The organism is Streptomyces sp. NPDC005899 (genome assembly GCF_040629645.1).
Taxonomy (GTDB): Bacteria; Actinomycetota; Actinomycetes; order Streptomycetales; family Streptomycetaceae; genus Streptomyces.
Window position 1 is genome coordinate 1 of record NZ_JBEXWB010000026.1, and the last position, 16,182, is coordinate 16,182.

Below are 16,182 nucleotides of genomic sequence, written 5' to 3' on the forward strand. Positions count from 1 at the left end.
GTCTGTGGGTGGCGCGGGGCGGCCCCCTCTGCGTCGCCCGCCCCCCCGCCCCCGGGGGGCCCCCCCGGGGGGGGGGGCGGGCCCGCCCGGGCCCCCCCCCCACGGCCGATCGTCCGGAAGGAGGGACGTCGATGAGCACGAAGGACTTCGTCGAGAAGGACTACTACAAGGTCCTCGGCGTCCCCAAGGACGCCACCGACGCCGAGGTCAAGAAGGCGTACCGGAAACTCGCCCGCGAGTTCCACCCGGACGCCAACAAGGGCGACTCCAAGGCGGAGGAACGCTTCAAGGAGATCTCCGAGGCGAACGACGTCCTCGGTGACCCCAAGCGGCGCAAGGAATACGACGAGGCGCGCGCCCTCTTCGGCAACGGCGGCTTCCGGGCGGGCCCCGGTGGCGCGGGCGGCAACTTCAACTTCGACCTGGGCGACCTCTTCGGGGGCGCCCCCGGCGGTGCCCCGGGCGGCGGTGCCGGCGGATTCGGCGGTGGCGGCGGCCTCGGCGACGTCTTCGGCGGGCTGTTCAACCGCGGCGGCACGGGCACCCGTGTCCAGCCGCGCCGCGGCCAGGACATCGAGTCCGAGGTCACGCTCAGCTTCACGGAGGCCGTGGACGGGGCCACGGTCCCGCTGCGGATGTCCAGCCAGGCCCCGTGCAAGGCATGTTCGGGCACCGGCGACAAGAACGGCACCCCCAGGGTGTGCCCGACCTGTGTCGGGACCGGCCAGGTGTCGCGCGGGACCGGCGGCGGCTTCTCGCTCACCGACCCCTGCGTGGACTGCAAGGGCCGGGGTCTGATCGCCCAGGACCCCTGCGAGGTCTGCAAGGGCAGCGGCCGAGCGAAGTCGGCGCGCACCATGCAGGTCCGCATCCCGGCGGGGGTGCTGGACGGCCAGCGCATCAGGCTGCGCGGCAAGGGCAGCCCGGGCGAGCGGGGCGGCCCGGCCGGCGACCTCTACGTCGTCGTCCACGTCGACGCCCATCCGGTCTTCGGCCGCAAGGGCGACAACCTCACGGTCACGGTGCCCGTCACCTTCGTGGAGGCGGCACTCGGCGGTGAGGTGAAGGTACCCACGCTCGGCGGGCCGCCCGTGACCCTGAAACTCCCGCCCGGCACCCCCAACGGGCGTACGATGCGGGCCCGCGGCAAGGGTGCCGTGCGCAAGGACGGGACCCGGGGCGACCTCCTGGTCACCGTCGAGGTCTCCGTACCCAAGGACCTCGGCCCGGAGGCGCAGGACGCGCTGGAGGCCTACCGGAAGGCGACCGCGGGGGAGGACCCGCGGGCGGAGCTGTTCCAGGCTGCGAAGGGAGCTTGAGATGGACGGCCGTCGACGCAATCCGTACCAGCTGACGGACGAATCACCGGTCTACGTGATCTCGATCGCGGCCCAGCTCTCGGGCCTGCACCCGCAGACACTGCGCCAGTACGACCGCCTCGGCCTCGTCTCGCCCGACCGCACGGCCGGACGCGGCCGGCGCTACTCGGCCCGCGACATCGAGCTGCTGCGCACCGTGCAGCAGCTGTCGCAGGACGAGGGCATCAACCTCGCGGGCATCAAGCGCATCATCGAGCTGGAGAACCAGGTGGCCGCCCTCCAGCAGCGTGTCGCCGAGCTCTCGGCGGCCGTGGACGGCGCGGCCGTGGCCATGCAGCAGCGCGAGGCCCAGGTGCACGCCTCCTACCGGCGCGACCTGGTGCCCTATCAGGACGTGCAGCAGGCCGGTGCACTGGTGGTCTGGCGGCCCAAGAGGCCGAAGGACTGAGGCCGGGCCGCACGGCTCCGGCTCCGCGCGCAGGAGGCAGGATCACCCGTCCGGGGGTCCTGCCTTCCGTGCGTCCGGACACGGGCCGCACGGCGGGAGCCCGGACGCCTCGGGCGAGGGCGCCTTGTGCCCGGACGCCCCTGCCCGGACGCCCCTGCCCGGACGTCAGCCGCCCTGTTCCAGGATTCCGGAGCGTGCGATCAGGTAGCCGAGCTGGGCGCGGCTGGTGCTGCCGAGCGTGGCCGACAGCTTGGCGACGTGGGCCCGGCAGGTGCGGACGTTCATGCCGAGCCGCCGGGCGATGGAGTCGTCCACGTGTCCTTCGACGAGGAGCTGGGCGATGGAGCGCTGGACGCCACTGATCCCCTCGGGCGTCGGCCCGTACCTGATCTCCTCGAGCAGGGGGGCCGCCCTGGTCCACAACTGCTCGAAGACCTTGGCGAGGTATTCGACCAGGCCGGGGTGGCGCAGCTCCAGGGCGACCATGCGGTCGTCCTGGGCCGGGATGAAGGCGACGGTACGATCGAAGACGATCAGACGCTCTATCAGCTCTTCGAGTGTCCGGATCTCCACGTGGTCGCCGGCCATGCGCTCGGCGTAGGCCAGCGTGCTCTGGCTGTGGCGTGCGGTGTGCTGGTACAGCGTGCGGATCTTGACGCCCCGGTGGACGACCGACAGGCCCCGTTCGAGCGATTTGCTGAGGCTGTCCTCGGGCCTTCCGCCTCCCGGCTGGACGGTGAGGACTTCGGAACGGCATTCCGCGGTGGCGAGATCGAGGGAGGCGTTGATCCGGTTGACGCCCTCCAGCACGGTGATGGAGTGGGTGGTCGACGGGCCCTGGGCGCTGATGTCCATGAATGGCTCGAAGCACTCGGCCAGGGCCAGGGAGTGCCTCCGGCGTTCCTGGATCTCGCGCTCTATGGGATGCATGTGCTGGGCGAGGGCGGCCGACGGTGCGACGGGGCGGAGCCAGTCCGAGGCGTCGGGATCGGGGTGCAGCAGGGCGAACTCGATCAGGCACGGAGCCGGTTCGACTTCGGCGCGTGCGATGCGGCCGCTGCGCAGGGCGATGGCGTAAAGACGCGCTCCATCCTCACATAGATCCGCAATCCCGTGAGGATGTGTCGGTTTTGTGGTACTTGAGCGCATATCTCCACCCCCCAGGTTCCTGAACTTGCAGGAACATGATGCATCGACTCGGTGGTGTTCGAGTGCCCAGGTGAGACATCGTCTTCAGTGCGGGGGAGAAGAATCCACAAGTGAGGACGAAGCCGACTATGTACAAGCGAATGCTTCGCTCGGCGCTTGCCGCCACGTTCGTCGCGGCCATGGGTTTCGGGCTGTCGGGTGCGGGCGACATCGGCTGGAACAGTGAGGCGGCTGCTGCGCCGGGTGACATCGGCTGGAACGTGCAGGCGGCAACGCCGGCCGACATCGGCTGGATCGCTCCCGTGAGCGGCCGGGGTGACATCGGCTGGTCTTCTCCGACCGACATCGGCTGGTCTTCTCCGACGGACATCGGATGGGCCGCCCCGACCGGTACCGCCGCATGACCACCCCACCGGACGACCGCACCTTCCGGCGGGAGATGGCCACGGCGTATCGCTCAGGGTGGCACTTCATCGATCTGCTCACGGCACTGACCCGCCAGGGCGATTCGTTGATGGTCACCCTGTTCGGACAGCCGATCGTCGTCGTGATGGAGACGGACGAGGACATCCGCGCCTATCGCTGCCTCCGCCGTCCGCGAGGTGCGCCGCAACCGGTTCGCTGTGCCGTCAGGTACGGAATGATTTTCGTCAATCTTGATCAGCGCGACCACGAACTGTTCGACCAAGAAGCCATTTCCGCCACCCCCCGCAGTGCCTGAACGATTCCCCCGTCGTTCCATGTCGTTCAGGCGCTTCCCCCACACAACGGCGCCATCGTGACCTGACACGGTGGCGCCGTTGTGCTGTCCGGAGACGGAAAAGAGAAAGGGCCGGGAAAGGCCGGGCCGAAATTCCGCGGAAAAGGGAACGGGCCGGTGGGCGTCAGCCCTTTCCCAGCGCCCTGTCCACGGCGATCTCGATGACGATCCGGTCCGGGTTGGGCGACGGCGTGCGCTCGTACCGCTCCGCGTAGCGGCGTACCGCGTCGTCCACCTCGCCGGGGTCCGTGCGGACCGTCGCGCGGCCTTCCAGGGTCGCCCAGCGGCGTCCCTGCATCTGGCAGACCGCGACGCGCGCCCCTTCCGGGCCGGCCGCGAGGACGTGGGCGACCTTCCGGCTGTTCCTGTTGGTGATGACCCGCGCCGTCCGGGTGTCCGGGTCGTACGTCACGCCGACCGGCACGACGTGCGGCGTGCCGTCGGGGCGCAGGGTCGTCAGCGTGCACACGTGGCGCTCCCGCCAGAAGGCGAGGTACTCGGGTCCGGGGTTGCGTACGTCAGGCATGGGGCCAGCCTAGAGAGAGGGCTGCCGAAGGAGCGACGGGGTAGGCGTGAGGCGCCCGGTTCCGGCTTGAGTGGAATAGACTCAACTTTGTACTCGTTGTGAGAGTCATAGTCGTGAGAGCCGTAGCTCCCCAGGCCGGAGACACCAGTACGAGGAGGAGACAGAGCCCGTGGACGCCGAGCTGACCAACAAGAGCCGGGACGCCCTCAACGCGGCCACCAGCAGGGCCGTCAAGGACGGGCACCCCGATCTCACCCCCGGGCACCTGCTGCTCGCGCTGCTCGCGGGTGAGGACAACGCCAACATCACCGATCTGCTGGCCGCCGTCGACGCCGACCAGGTGGCCGTGCGCACGGAGACCGAAAGGCTCCTGGGCGCCCTGCCCAGCGTCACCGGATCGACCGTGGCGCCTCCGCAGCCCAACCGCGACCTGCTCGCCGTCATCGCCGACGCCGACCGGCGGGCGAAGGAGCTCGGTGACGACTACCTGTCCACCGAGCACCTGCTGATCGCCATCGCGGCGAAGGGCGGCCGTGCCGGTGAGATCCTGGACGGACAGGGAGCCGGTGCGAAGAAGCTGCTGGACGCCTTCGAGAAGAGCAGGGGAGGGCGCCGGGTGACCACTCCCGACCCCGAGGGCCAGTACAAGGCCCTGGAGAAGTTCGGCACCGACTTCACGGCCGCCGCGCGCGAAGGGAAGCTGGACCCGGTCATCGGCCGGGACCAGGAGATCCGCCGCGTCGTGCAGGTGCTGTCGCGCCGGACGAAGAACAACCCGGTCCTCATCGGCGAGCCCGGCGTCGGCAAGACGGCCGTCGTCGAAGGGCTCGCCCAGCGCATCGTCAAGGGTGACGTCCCCGAGTCCCTGAGGAACAAGCGGCTCGTCTCCCTGGACCTCGGCGCGATGGTCGCGGGCGCCAAGTACCGCGGCGAGTTCGAGGAGCGCCTCAAGACCGTGCTGTCCGAGATCAAGGAGAGCGACGGGCAGATCATCACGTTCATCGACGAGCTGCACACGGTCGTCGGCGCGGGCGCCGGCGGGGACTCCGCGATGGACGCCGGAAACATGCTCAAGCCGATGCTCGCCCGCGGGGAGCTCCGCATGGTCGGCGCGACCACCCTGGACGAGTACCGCGAGCGCATCGAGAAGGACCCCGCGCTGGAGCGCCGCTTCCAGCAGGTGCTGGTCGCCGAGCCGTCCGTCGAGGACACCATCGCGATCCTGCGCGGGCTCAAGGGCCGCTACGAGGCCCACCACAAGGTGCAGATCGCGGACTCCTCGCTGGTGGCCGCCGCGACCCTCTCCGACCGCTACATCACCTCCCGCTTCCTCCCCGACAAGGCCATCGACCTGGTCGACGAGGCGGCCTCGCGGCTCCGGATGGAGATCGACTCCTCGCCCCTGGAGATCGACGAACTCCAGCGCGCGGTGGACCGGCTGCACATGGAGGAACTGGCGCTCAGGAACGAGAGCGACGAGGGCTCCAGGCAGCGCCTCGAGAAGATCCGCCGCGACCTCGCGGACAAGGAGGAGGAGCTGCGTGGCCTGACCGCCCGCTGGGAGAAGGAGAAGCAGGGCCTCAACCGCGTCGGTGAGCTCAAGGAACGCCTCGACGACCTGCGGGGACAAGCCGAACGCGCCCAGCGGGACGGCGACTTCGACACCGCGTCCAAGCTGCTGTACGGGGAGATCCCCGGCCTGGAACGCGAGCTGGCCGAGGCGGACGAGGCCGAGCAGGAGGCCTCCCAGGACACGATGGTCAAGGAGGAGGTCGGCCCGGACGACATCGCCGACGTCGTCGGTGCCTGGACCGGCATCCCCGCCGGGCGGCTCCTGGAGGGTGAGACCCAGAAGCTCCTGCGCATGGAGTCCGAGCTGGGCCGGCGGCTGATCGGCCAGACCGAGGCCGTCCGCTCCGTGTCGGACGCGGTGCGCCGCACCCGCGCGGGTATCGCCGACCCGGACCGGCCCACCGGCTCGTTCCTCTTCCTCGGGCCGACCGGTGTCGGTAAGACCGAGCTGGCCAAGGCGCTGGCGGACTTCCTGTTCGACGACGAGCGGGCCATGATCCGCATCGACATGAGCGAGTACGGCGAGAAGCACAGCGTCGCCCGCCTCGTCGGCGCGCCGCCCGGTTACGTCGGTTACGAGGAGGGCGGCCAGCTCACCGAGGCGGTGCGCCGCCGCCCCTACAGCGTCGTCCTGCTGGACGAGGTGGAGAAGGCGCACCCCGAGGTCTTCGACGTCCTGCTCCAGGTGCTGGACGACGGCCGGCTCACCGACGGGCAGGGCCGGACGGTGGACTTCCGCAACACCATCCTGGTCCTGACGTCGAACCTGGGCAGTCAGTTCCTCGTGGATCCCCTGACGGAACCCGAGGTGAAGAAGGAGCAGGTGCTGGAGGTCGTGCGGGCGTCGTTCAAGCCCGAGTTCCTCAACCGGCTCGACGACCTGGTCGTCTTCTCCGCCCTGTCCGGTGACGAGCTGGCCCACATCGCGGGGCTCCAGGTGGCCCGCCTCGCCCAGCGGCTGTCCGACCGCCGGATCCACCTCGACGTCACCGACGAGGCGCTCGCCTGGCTGGCCGTGGAGGGCAACGACCCGGCGTACGGCGCGCGGCCGCTGCGCCGGCTGATCCAGACCGCGATCGGTGACCGCCTCGCCAAGGAGATCCTCGCGGGCGAGGTCCGGGACGGAGACACGGTCCGGGTCGACCGCGCCGGGGACGGGCTCCTCGTGGAGCCGCTGAGGCCGGCGAAGGTCCTGTAGCCCAGGGGCGTGTCCCCGGCCGGGGTTCCCGGCCGGGGACACGCGTGTGTCCGGCCGGGACGCGGGCATCGATCTCGTGTGCCCGCCACCCGTCGGACGCCGGGCCGTCGCGGAACGCCCGGTGCGCGCGTCGGCGGGCCCGGCGAGAACGAGCCGAAAATATCCATTCCGTGGCCGAATGGCTGAGGTGCGGCTCGTTGCCGGGCTTCTTTGTGCCCGGCCGATACATATTCCCTTCCCTGAACGGAAGCGAGATCTCTCTGCGGGCGGCGGCAAAGTCTCCGCGATATCGACACACTCCGGACCCTTTTGCGGAGCGGCGGGAAGGCGTACGGCGAATTCGGCAGCCGGTAAGGTACGCGCATGACCGATCGGATACCTGACGAGATAAGCCCGGACCCGACGGATCGCGGAAGCGGCAGCCTTATTCGCCTCAGCGAATTCCGTACTCTGTGGGGGGCTTATGCTCAGTCGGTCCTCGGTGACCAGTTGGCGCGTGTGGCGCTGTCACTGCTGGTTTTCGAACGCACCGAGTCGGCGGGCTGGACGGCGGCGACCTACGCCCTGACCACCCTGCCGGCCCTGCTCTCCGGGGTGCTGCTGTCCGGCCTCGCGGACCGGTTCCCCCGGCGGACGGTCATGGTCGCCTGCGACCTGGTGCGCGGGGCCATCGTCGGGCTGATGGCCCTGCCGGGCACCCCGCTCCCGCTGCTGGCCGGGCTGCTCGTGCTGGCACAGCTCGCCGAGGCGCCGTTCGGCGCCGCGCAGGGCGCCCTCCTGCCGACCGTGCTCGGGACGGACCGGTACGAGCGGGGGCAGCGGGTCATGCTGATCACCCACCAGGCCGGGCAGCTGGTCGGTTTCGCCGTCGGCGGTGTGCTCGTCGTGTGGCTGGGCAGCCACCTCTCCCTGGGACTGAACGCGGCGAGCTTCCTGCTGTCCGCGGTCCTGATCAGGACCGGCGTGAAGGCCCGGCCGGTGGTGGGCGGCGCCGGGGCGCGGCCGAAGCGGCTGCACACGCAGGTGGGCAGCGCGGCCGCGCTCATCTGGGCCGACCCCCGCCTGCGGGCACTCGTCGGCCTCGGGTGGCTGGCGGGCTTCATCGTGCTGCCGGAGGGGCTGGCGGCCCCCTTCGCGGCCGAGGCGGGCGCCGGTACCGCCGCGGTCGGGCTCCTGCTCGCCGCGCATCCGGCCGGCATGGTGCTGGGCGCCGCTCTGCTGGGGCGGGCGAGCGTCGGGGACGAGGGGCGGCGGCGCCTGCTCGGGCCCCTGGCGGTCGGGGCGAACGTGCCGCTGCTCGTGTACTGGGCCGGCCCCGGCCTCGCGACGGCCCTCGTCCTGCTGCTGGTGTCGGGCATCTGCTCCGCCTACCAGATCACCGCGGGGGCCACCTTCGTCCTGCTCACCCCGGTCGACCAGCGCGGCCAGGCGCTCGGCTTGGTCAGGTCGGGCCTGACGGCGATGCAGGGCGTCGGTGTGGCGGCGGGCGGACTGGCGGCGGAGCTCTCGGGGTCCTCGGCGGACACGATCGGAGGAGCCGGAGTGCTCGGTACGCTCTGCGCCGTCCTGGTGGCCGTCGCCTGGTCGCGGGCCCGGGGGGCGGCGGCGGGAAGGATTCCACTGAGGGCGTAGGACTACGGGCCGCCGATCGCGGCTAGGGTCGATGGCAGGAAACCACGAGCGATCCACAGGAGTACCCAGCGATGTCTATCGACCCGTCCTCGATCCCCAACTTCGGGGGCCAGCCCGAGCCGCAGGCGGCAGGACCCGAGGGTCCCGTGGTCCCTGACCAGGACCTCGTCAAGCAGCTCCTGGAGCAGATGGAGCTGAAGTACGTCGTCGACGACGAGGGCGACCTCGCCGCGCCGTGGGAAGAGTTCCGCACGTACTTCATGTTCCGCGGCGAGGAGGAGCAGCAGGTCTTCTCGGTCCGCACGTTCTACGACCGCCCCCACGCGCTGGACCAGCGCCCCGTCCTCCTGGACGCCATCGACGACTGGAACCGCCGCACCCTGTGGCCCAAGGTCTACACGCACTCCCACGAGGGCGAGGAGGGCGCGGCCGCCTCCGTCCGGCTGATCGGTGAGGCGCAGATGCTCATCGGCACCGGCGTCAGCCTGGAGCACTTCGTCTCCTCGACGGTCAGCTGGGTCCGGGCCTCCATCGAGTTCGACAAGTGGCTCGTGGACCGCCTGGGCCTGGAGCCCGGCGGGAAGCAGGGCGAGGGCGAGGGCACCGAGCAGGGCGCGGAGGGCTGATCGCGGCACCACGCCGAAGGCCCGGCCCGTGGATGGTCGTCGCGACCACCTCCGTGCCGGGCCTTCGCGTGTGCGGGCCGCGTCAGCGCGCCGTGAGGCCCTTCAGGCGGGTGACCGCCTCGGCGAGCACCTCCGTCCGCTTGCAGAACGCGAAGCGGACGAAGGGCGCGCCCTCGTCGCGGTGGTCGTAGAAGACGGCGTTCGGGATGGCCACCACGCCGCACCGCCCGGGCAGCTCGCGGCAGAAGGCGAAGCCGTCGGACCCACCGCCGAGGGGCCGGATGTCGGTGGTGACGAAGTAGGTGCCGGCGGGTGCGCGGACCCCGAACCCGGCGTCGGCGAGGCCGCTGACCAGCAGGTCCCGCTTGGTGCGCAGGTCCGCCCGCAGGTCGTCGAAGTAGCCGGCGGGGAGCCGGAGCGCCTCGGCCACGGCGTACTGGAGGGGGCCGCCGGAGACGTACGTCAGGAACTGCTTGACGGAGCGGACCGCGGTGACCAGTTCCCTGCTCGCGGTGATCCAGCCGACCTTCCAGCCGGTGAACGAGAACGTCTTGCCGGCACTGCTCACGGTGACCGTGCGCTCCCGCATGCCGGGGAAGGAGGCCAGCGGGATGTGCTCGCCCTCGAAGACCAGGTGCTCGTACACCTCGTCGGTGATGACGAGCAGATCGCGCTCGCAGGCCAGTTCGGCGACGGCGGCCAGTTCGGCGCGGGTCAGGACGGTGCCCGTGGGGTTGTGCGGTGTGTTGAGCAGGATCAGCCGGGTCCGGGGCGTGACGGCGGCGCGGAGCTCGTCGAGGTCGAGTGCGTAGGCGCCGTCGTGCGGGCGCAGGGTGACGGGGACCCTGGTTCCGCCCGCCATGGCGATGCAGGCGGCGTAGGAGTCGTAGTAGGGCTCCAGGGCGATGACCTCGTCGCCGGGCTCCAGGAGCGCCAGCAGCGCGGCGGCCACGGCCTCGGTGGCGCCCGTGGTGACCAGGACCTCCGTGTCGGGGTCGTACGTGAGGCCGTACAGGCGTCGCTGGTGCTCCGTGACGGCGCTGCGCAGCTCGGGGACGCCGGAGCCCGGCGGGTACTGGTTCCCGTGTCCGGCCCGCAGCGCGCGGACCGCGGCCTCACGGACCTCCTCGGGGCCGTCGGTGTCGGGGAAGCCCTGGCCGAGGTTGATCGAGCCGGTCCGTGCGGCGAGCGCGGACATCTCCGCGAAGATCGTCGTGCCGAACGCGGTCAGGCGGCGGTTGAGCAGTGGTCGTCCCTGCGGTCCCTGTGTCATGGCCGTCATCCTGTGCCGAAGCTCTGGAGTTGCTCAAGTCCGCTTTGACGCCGGCGCGGTAGGGGGATCCCCCCTTCAGCAGAAGCGGGGACCTCGCTTCGGGGGAGAGAGGGACGTGAGGTCGATGGGCTTTCTCATCGTGGTGGGCGCGGTGGTGCTCGTGTTCGTCATCGTGCTCGTGGTGGCTTCGGGCGGCGGGGGAGACCCCTTGGCGGCCCGGAACAGGCGGGGCGGCCGGCGGCGGCCGGGCGGCGGTGCCGACGGGGGCAGCTGGTGGAGCGGTGACAGCGGGTCCGGCCATTCCGGGGGCCACTCGTGCGGGTCCGGCCACTCCGGTGGGCACTCGTGCGGGGGCGGCGGTCACTCCTGCGGAGGCGGGGGCGGCTGTGGCGGCGGCGGTGGCGGTGGGGACTGAGGGGAGACTCCCCTCTCCGGCCGCGCCCGCGGCGGGGCGGAATCGCCTTTGAGGTGCCCGGCGGGTCGAACTCCCGCCGGGCACCTCTCCGTTGGTGCACGGGGAACACGTGAACCGGGCGGCCCCCTGAGGGATGGAAACCACGTCAAGTTGGGTAAAAGCGCTGCGAGTGCGGGTACTTCGTGATTCCCTCGTTGGAGAACATTCAGCCCCCGGACCCCAGTTGGACCGGATCGGGCGTTCCCCTCCCCCACGTGCGCCGCACCGGGGGCGCCTCCTGTCCACGTGTCCATGTGTTTGCGGAGCCGACCCATGCTCACGACCCTCCAGACCGCCTATTCCGATACCCGCGCCGCCGATCTGGCCTGGACGCTGGGGCGTGAACCGCTGCCCGCCCTCGCCGTCCTGGACCTGCGGCTCGCCGGGGCCGAGCTGCAGCTCAGGCTGCTCGGAGCCTCCCATCAGGTGCTGCTCGAGGAGGAGCAGGGCACCTGCTCCGAGACCGTGGCCTGCATGCCCGGCAGCAGCACGCCCCTGCCGCTCGCCGTCGCCGAGCGGCTGGGCGACTGGGAGTACGAGTTCGCGGCACGCGTGGAGACGCTCTCCGAGGGCTCGTTCGCGGGGCGCGCGCAGGAGCTGCTCGCGCTGGTGGCCGACCATCCGCACGGCCTCGCGGGGACCTTCCCCGGCAGCCCGTACGCCTTCACGGCGATGCTGGCGCAGTGCACGGAGGGCCAGGTGAGGTGGCGTACCTGGCACGCGTATCCGCAGGAGGGGCAGTTGGTGGTGACCCGGACCCGGGTGGGTGTGCGGACGGCGGCGCCGGTGCCCTGAGCCGCGGTGGTGGGGCCGTGCGGCGGCGGGTGTGCGCGGTGGTGCCGCAGTTACACCCGTGTGGGTGACAATCCGCGACGTTTACGTCACGTAGCGTCTGTTTCATGATCGACCACGAGGTGCCGCGGAGTGGGAGCGCGACGCCGCTTCCGGTGCGGCCCAGGACCGGCCGCTTCCTCGTGCTGGCCGTGGTCTTCGTCTGCGCCGCGTGCGGGCTGGTGTACGAGCTGGAGCTCGTCGCGCTGGCCTCGTACCTCGTCGGCGACTCCGTCACCCAGGCGTCCGTGGTGCTCTCCGTCATGGTGTTCGCGATGGGGATCGGCTCGCTCTTCGCCAAACGCCTGCGCGGCCGTGCCGCCGTCGGGTTCGGGCTGATCGAAGCCGCCCTCGCGCTCGTCGGCGGGGCCTCGGCGCTCGTCCTGTACGCCTCCTTCGCGTGGCTCGGGGAGTCGCGGTGCGCGCTCGTGGGGTTCTCACTGGTCATCGGCGTCCTGATCGGCGCGGAGATCCCCCTGCTGATGACACTGATCCAGCGGGTCGACCGGCAGGACGCGGGCGGCGCCGTGGCGGACCTGTTCGCCGCCGACTACGTCGGCGCGCTGGTCGGGGGCCTCGCCTTCCCGTTCCTCCTCCTTCCGATGATGGGACAGCTCTCCGGCGCCCTGTTCACCGGCGCGGTCAACGCCGCCGCGGGCGGTGCGCTGGTGCTGTGCGTGTTCCGGCGGGACCTCGGACCCGGGCCGCGCCGGCTGCTGATCGTCGTCAACGTCGCGGTGATCGCCCTGCTGGCCACGGCGTCGCTGCTCGTCGACGACTTCGAGAGGGCGGCGCGGCGCGCGGTGTACGGCGCCGATGTGCGGGTCGCCGTGCGGACGGAGGTGCAGGAGGTGGTGCTCACCGGGGCCGGACGGGGCTCGCTCGGCCTCTATCTGGACGGCCGGCTGCGTGTCAGTTCCCGCGACGGGTACCGCTACCACGAGGCCCTGGTGCACCCGGCGATGAACGGGGCCCACCGGCGGGTGCTCATCCTCGGCGGGGGTGACGGGCTGGCCGCCCGCGAGGCGCTGCGCTATCCGGACGTCGAGTCCGTCGTCGTCGTCGAACTCGACCCGGTGGTCACCCGGCTGGCCCGCACGGACCCCGCCCTCTCCGGTCTGAACGGGCACGCGTTCGAGGACCGGCGGCTGACGACGGCCACCGAGGACGCGTTCACCTGGCTCCGGGACACGCGCGACCGGTACGACGTGGTGGTGTCGGACCTGCCCGACCCGGGCCGCACGGCGAGCGCCAAGCTCTACTCCGCCGAGTTCTACGGCCTGGTCGCCCGCACCCTGGCCCCCGGCGGCCGGCTGGTGGTGCACGCGGGAGCGCCGGGCGCCGCCCCGACGACGTTGTGGACGGTGGAGGCGTCGGTGCGTGCCGGCGGCCTGCTGACGCGCCCGTACCGCGTCGAGGGACGGCTCACCGGTTCCCCGGCAGGGCCGGGCGGGCCGCACGGCTGGGGGTTCGTGCTGGCCGCCGCGCACCGGCCGGGGCGGCTCGGCACCGGCCCGCGGGCACCCGGGCTGCGGTCCCTGGGAGAGCGGGAGCTGGCGGCGGCCGGACCGTCCGCGGAGCTCCTGCGGCCGCCGGGCGTCCTCCCGTCGACCCTGGTGCACCCGCGGTACGGAGAACCCCGGTGACCGAGGGCGAGGGGTGGGACCCGTGCGGCGCCCGGGAGTGGGGGAGGCTGACGGGACGGCCGGGGCTGAGTAGGCTCGGACGATATGGAGCATGAGGTGTTCGTTCCGGTCCCGGTCGCGTCCCTTCGGCGGACGCTGGGTGATCCCGTGCGGGTGGCGCGCTGCGTCCCGGGGTTCCAGCAGGACGCCGACGCGGCCTCGGGCCCGCTGACGGGCCGGTTGAAGGTCCGGGTCGGCGGTCACACGATCACGTACCGCGGGGTGCTGACCCTGCGGCCCGGTGGCACGGAGGACCGGTTCTCCGTCACGGGGGAGGGTGTCGAGGCCCGGGGCACGGGCTCGGCGGAACTGTCCCTGACGATCGGCCTCACCGAGGCGGGCGGCGGCACGAGCATCCAGTTCGCCGGGACGGCGGGCGGTGACGGCCGCATCGTGGACGCGGAGGAGGACGCCGCGCTGGCGGCGGCGCACCGCCTGCTGGACCGCCTGACGCAGCAGTTGGTGACGGAGTCCCTGGCCACCCGGGGCGAGGACGACGAGGTGGGGGACGCGGCGGAGCCCGCCGGGCGGTCGGCATCCGGTGCGGACGGGTCGCCGCCCGCCGGGGAAGCGGGGCCGCCCTGCGAGGACCTGCCGGCGAAGGAGCCACCGGCCGGGGGAACACCCGCGGAGGAGCCCCGCTCGGAGGAACCGCTCGCGGACCGGCCGCACTCCGGGGAGACACCCCCCGACGAGAAGGTTCCGGGCGCGGAGCCGTTGTTCGACACGCCGGTGCCGCCCCCGCCGCTCGATCCGTCGGCGGAGCTGGAGTTCACCGTGCCGGACGGACCGCCGGCCGAGGCCGCGCACGCCCGCCGCACCATGATCGGCCGCAGCACGGAGGAGGTCGACCACGCGCCGCCGCGTGGCAGGTACGCGCCCGTGCCGTCCCCCGACACGAGCACCGCGGGTGTCGCCCTGCGCTGGGCCGCTCCGGCGGCGGCCCTGGTGATCGCCTCCGCCGTCGTGGTCGGCAGGGCGTTGCGGCGCCGCCGGTGAGGCAGCGCCCGGCTCGCCGGGCGGCTCACACCGGCCCGGCACCGTGCCGCGCACCGCGGTCCCGGGACCGGTGCCGATCCCGGAGGGCGGCTGGGCGGACGTACGGGGACGGCCGCGCCGATCCGCGGGGACGGCGGGCCTCCTCTCGTCCGCGCCAGTAGTGTCGTGGGGTGAGCAGAGCTGAGAAGAGCGTCCGGCTGACCGCCGGTGACGCCGAGTTGACCGTTGACCCCGTCCATGGCTGCCGGATCAGCAGCCTGCGCGTCCGGGGTGCCGAACTGCTGCGTCAAGGGGAGCGGTACGGCTGCTTCCCGATGGTGCCGTGGTGCGGCCGCACCGCGAACGGTCAGTTCCGCAACGGTGGCGAACCGCACCGACTGCCCCTGAACGCACCGCCTCACGCCATCCACGGCACCGGCCGCGACACCGCGTGGCAGCCGGCCCGTCAGGACGACGCGGAGGCGGCCTTCTTCTACGACCTGACCGACCCCTGGCCGTACGAAGGGCGGGTGACGCAGTCCTTCGAACTGACACAGGACTCGCTGACACTCCGCCTCGGCGTCGAGACCTACGGGGACTCCTTCCCGGCGCAGGCCGGCTGGCATCCCTGGTTCCTCCGGAACATCGGGGGCCAGGACGTCCGGATCGACTTCGACGCGGCCTGGCAGGAGGAGCGGGGCGACGACCACCTCCCGACCGGCCGGCGCATCGATCCCCGGCCCGGCCCCTGGGACGACTGCTTCGGCATGCCGGACGGCGTCGACGTGAAGCTCACCTGGCCCGGACAGCTGGAGCTGACGGTCAGGAGCCGTGACGAGTGGGTGGTGGTCTACGACGAGCAGGCCGAGGCGGTGTGCGTGGAACCGCAGTCCGGACCGCCGAACGGCCTGAACACGACCCCCCGGCTGGTCACTCCGATCGAGCCGCTGGAGATGGCGACGACCTGGAGCTGGGCGCGGCTCTGAGGCGGCCGCACGGCGCTCCGGGTCCCGGCCGTTACCCTCATGGGCATGACTGACGTACGCGCTGAGCTGCTCCAGCAGATCAAGGACAAGGCCGTGGTGCACGGCAAGGTGACCCTCTCCTCGGGTCTGGAAGCCGACTGGTACATCGACCTGCGCCGGATCACGCTGGACGGCACGGCGGCGCCGCTGGTCGGCCAGGTGATGCTGGATGCCACCGCCGAGCTGGACTACGACTGCGTGGGCGGCCTGACGCTGGGCGCCGACCCGGTCGCCACGTCGATGCTGCACGCCTCGGCCGCCCGGGGGAAGAGCCTGGACGCCTTCGTCGTCCGCAAGGCGCAGAAGGCGCACGGGATGCAGCGCCGGATCGAGGGCACCGACGTCAAGGGCCGTCGCTGCCTCGTCGTGGAGGACACCTCCACGACGGGCGGTTCGCCGCTGACGGCGGTGGAAGCGGTGCGTGAGGCCGGCGGTGAGGTCGTCGCCGTCGCCGTGATCGTCGAGCGGGGCGCCGCTCCGGCGATCGCCGAGGCAGGTCTCCCTTACGTCAACGTCTACTCCGTGGCGGACCTCGGACTGTCCTGACCTGCGGGTTCTCCGTAGGGGGCCAGGTTTCACGTGAAACCTGGCCCCCTACGCGATGGGCAGGGTGGAGCCGGGACGAGAGTCTGGGAAGATGGGGGCGACGATGACGTCGCCCCCAGGTCAGGGACCAAGCACTGCACACCCGCACATCCCAAGGAGC

General features: G+C 71.9%; 15 protein-coding genes. 12 read left to right on the forward strand and 3 right to left on the reverse strand.

Annotated elements, in window-relative coordinates:
* Positions 1-131: 131 nt before the first annotated feature.
* Both dnaJ and ABZ371_RS05770 read left to right on the forward strand, forming a co-directional pair.
* Positions 132-1,319, forward strand: a complete 1,188-nt coding sequence (dnaJ, locus tag ABZ371_RS05765; protein ID WP_358673975.1) for a molecular chaperone DnaJ — start codon at positions 132-134, stop codon at positions 1,317-1,319.
* Between the two features lies 1 nt (position 1,320).
* Positions 1,321-1,767 (forward strand): helix-turn-helix domain-containing protein, encoded by a 447-nt coding sequence (locus tag ABZ371_RS05770; RefSeq protein WP_033296623.1) that lies wholly within the window; start codon positions 1,321-1,323, stop codon positions 1,765-1,767.
* A gap of 165 nt (positions 1,768-1,932) precedes the next feature.
* Here the strand turns inward: ABZ371_RS05770 and ABZ371_RS05775 are convergent, their stop codons facing one another.
* On the reverse strand, positions 1,933-2,916 hold the full coding sequence (locus tag ABZ371_RS05775; protein ID WP_358673978.1) for a helix-turn-helix transcriptional regulator: 984 nt from the start codon (positions 2,914-2,916) through the stop codon (positions 1,933-1,935).
* 110 nt (positions 2,917-3,026) lie between these two features.
* Here ABZ371_RS05775 and ABZ371_RS05780 point away from each other — a divergent pair, with 110 nt between their 5' ends.
* Positions 3,027-3,320, forward strand: a complete 294-nt coding sequence (locus ABZ371_RS05780; RefSeq protein ID WP_358673981.1) for a hypothetical protein — start codon at positions 3,027-3,029, stop codon at positions 3,318-3,320.
* Positions 3,317-3,637, forward strand: coding sequence for a (2Fe-2S)-binding protein (locus ABZ371_RS05785; protein ID WP_358673984.1), 321 nt, complete (start codon positions 3,317-3,319; stop codon positions 3,635-3,637). Before ABZ371_RS05780 ends, ABZ371_RS05785 begins: the two co-directional genes overlap by 4 nt.
* 163 nt (positions 3,638-3,800) lie before the next feature.
* Here ABZ371_RS05785 and ABZ371_RS05790 read toward each other — a convergent pair whose 3' ends face one another.
* Positions 3,801-4,202 (reverse strand): TIGR03618 family F420-dependent PPOX class oxidoreductase, encoded by a 402-nt coding sequence (locus ABZ371_RS05790; protein ID WP_358673987.1) that lies wholly within the window; start codon positions 4,200-4,202, stop codon positions 3,801-3,803.
* Positions 4,203-4,371: 169 nt separating this feature from the next.
* On the opposite strand from ABZ371_RS05790, the gene clpB reads away from it, so the two are divergent.
* The 3 genes from clpB to ABZ371_RS05805 all read left to right on the forward strand — a co-directional run bounded on the left by clpB (position 4,372) and on the right by ABZ371_RS05805 (position 9,230).
* A complete protein-coding gene (gene clpB, locus ABZ371_RS05795) occupies positions 4,372-6,972 on the forward strand; it encodes an ATP-dependent chaperone ClpB (RefSeq protein ID WP_358673990.1) in 2,601 nt (866 codons plus the stop codon).
* A gap of 363 nt (positions 6,973-7,335) precedes the next feature.
* Positions 7,336-8,604 (forward strand): MFS transporter, encoded by a 1,269-nt coding sequence (locus ABZ371_RS05800; protein WP_358673993.1) that lies wholly within the window; start codon positions 7,336-7,338, stop codon positions 8,602-8,604.
* A 71-nt stretch (positions 8,605-8,675) separates the two neighbouring features.
* Positions 8,676-9,230: a YbjN domain-containing protein gene (locus tag ABZ371_RS05805; protein ID WP_358673996.1), complete on the forward strand. Its 555-nt coding sequence runs from the start codon at positions 8,676-8,678 to the stop codon at positions 9,228-9,230.
* An 82-nt stretch (positions 9,231-9,312) separates the two neighbouring features.
* On the opposite strand, the gene ABZ371_RS05810 is transcribed toward ABZ371_RS05805, so the two are convergent.
* Positions 9,313-10,503: a pyridoxal phosphate-dependent aminotransferase gene (locus ABZ371_RS05810; protein WP_358673998.1), complete on the reverse strand. Its 1,191-nt coding sequence runs from the start codon at positions 10,501-10,503 to the stop codon at positions 9,313-9,315.
* A gap of 727 nt (positions 10,504-11,230) precedes the next feature.
* Here ABZ371_RS05810 and ABZ371_RS05815 point away from each other — a divergent pair.
* The 5 genes from ABZ371_RS05815 (at position 11,231) to pyrE (ending at position 16,022) form a co-directional block, all read left to right on the forward strand.
* The gene (locus ABZ371_RS05815; RefSeq protein ID WP_358674001.1) at positions 11,231-11,752 is read left to right on the forward strand and encodes a DUF2617 family protein; all 522 of its coding nucleotides are present in this window, start codon (positions 11,231-11,233) and stop codon (positions 11,750-11,752) included.
* A 104-nt stretch (positions 11,753-11,856) separates the two neighbouring features.
* The gene (locus ABZ371_RS05820) at positions 11,857-13,434 is read left to right on the forward strand and encodes a polyamine aminopropyltransferase (protein WP_358674004.1); all 1,578 of its coding nucleotides are present in this window, start codon (positions 11,857-11,859) and stop codon (positions 13,432-13,434) included.
* An 84-nt stretch (positions 13,435-13,518) separates the two neighbouring features.
* The gene (locus ABZ371_RS05825) at positions 13,519-14,472 is read left to right on the forward strand and encodes an SRPBCC domain-containing protein (protein WP_358674007.1); all 954 of its coding nucleotides are present in this window, start codon (positions 13,519-13,521) and stop codon (positions 14,470-14,472) included.
* A gap of 170 nt (positions 14,473-14,642) precedes the next feature.
* On the forward strand, positions 14,643-15,437 hold the full coding sequence (locus tag ABZ371_RS05830; protein ID WP_358674009.1) for an aldose 1-epimerase: 795 nt from the start codon (positions 14,643-14,645) through the stop codon (positions 15,435-15,437).
* Positions 15,438-15,482: 45 nt separating this feature from the next.
* A complete protein-coding gene (gene pyrE / locus ABZ371_RS05835; RefSeq protein WP_069172129.1) occupies positions 15,483-16,022 on the forward strand; it encodes an orotate phosphoribosyltransferase in 540 nt (179 codons plus the stop codon).
* Positions 16,023-16,182: the final 160 nt, after the last annotated feature.

Bases quoted from the DNA above. Each gene is read 5' to 3' on its own strand.
- dnaJ (WP_358673975.1), top strand. From the start codon at position 132: ATGAGCACGAAGGACTTCGTCGAGAAGGACTACTACAAGGTCCTCGGC.
- ABZ371_RS05770 (WP_033296623.1), top strand. From the start codon at position 1,321: ATGGACGGCCGTCGACGCAATCCGTACCAGCTGACGGACGAATCACCG.
- ABZ371_RS05775 (WP_358673978.1), bottom strand. From the start codon at position 2,916: ATGCGCTCAAGTACCACAAAACCGACACATCCTCACGGGATTGCGGAT.
- ABZ371_RS05785 (WP_358673984.1), top strand. From the start codon at position 3,317: ATGACCACCCCACCGGACGACCGCACCTTCCGGCGGGAGATGGCCACG.
- ABZ371_RS05790 (WP_358673987.1), bottom strand. From the start codon at position 4,202: ATGCCTGACGTACGCAACCCCGGACCCGAGTACCTCGCCTTCTGGCGG.
- ABZ371_RS05800 (WP_358673993.1), top strand. From the start codon at position 7,336: ATGACCGATCGGATACCTGACGAGATAAGCCCGGACCCGACGGATCGC.
- ABZ371_RS05805 (WP_358673996.1), top strand. From the start codon at position 8,676: ATGTCTATCGACCCGTCCTCGATCCCCAACTTCGGGGGCCAGCCCGAG.
- ABZ371_RS05810 (WP_358673998.1), bottom strand. From the start codon at position 10,503: ATGACACAGGGACCGCAGGGACGACCACTGCTCAACCGCCGCCTGACC.
- ABZ371_RS05815 (WP_358674001.1), top strand. From the start codon at position 11,231: ATGCTCACGACCCTCCAGACCGCCTATTCCGATACCCGCGCCGCCGAT.
- ABZ371_RS05820 (WP_358674004.1), top strand. From the start codon at position 11,857: ATGATCGACCACGAGGTGCCGCGGAGTGGGAGCGCGACGCCGCTTCCG.
- ABZ371_RS05825 (WP_358674007.1), top strand. From the start codon at position 13,519: ATGGAGCATGAGGTGTTCGTTCCGGTCCCGGTCGCGTCCCTTCGGCGG.
- pyrE (WP_069172129.1), top strand. From the start codon at position 15,483: ATGACTGACGTACGCGCTGAGCTGCTCCAGCAGATCAAGGACAAGGCC.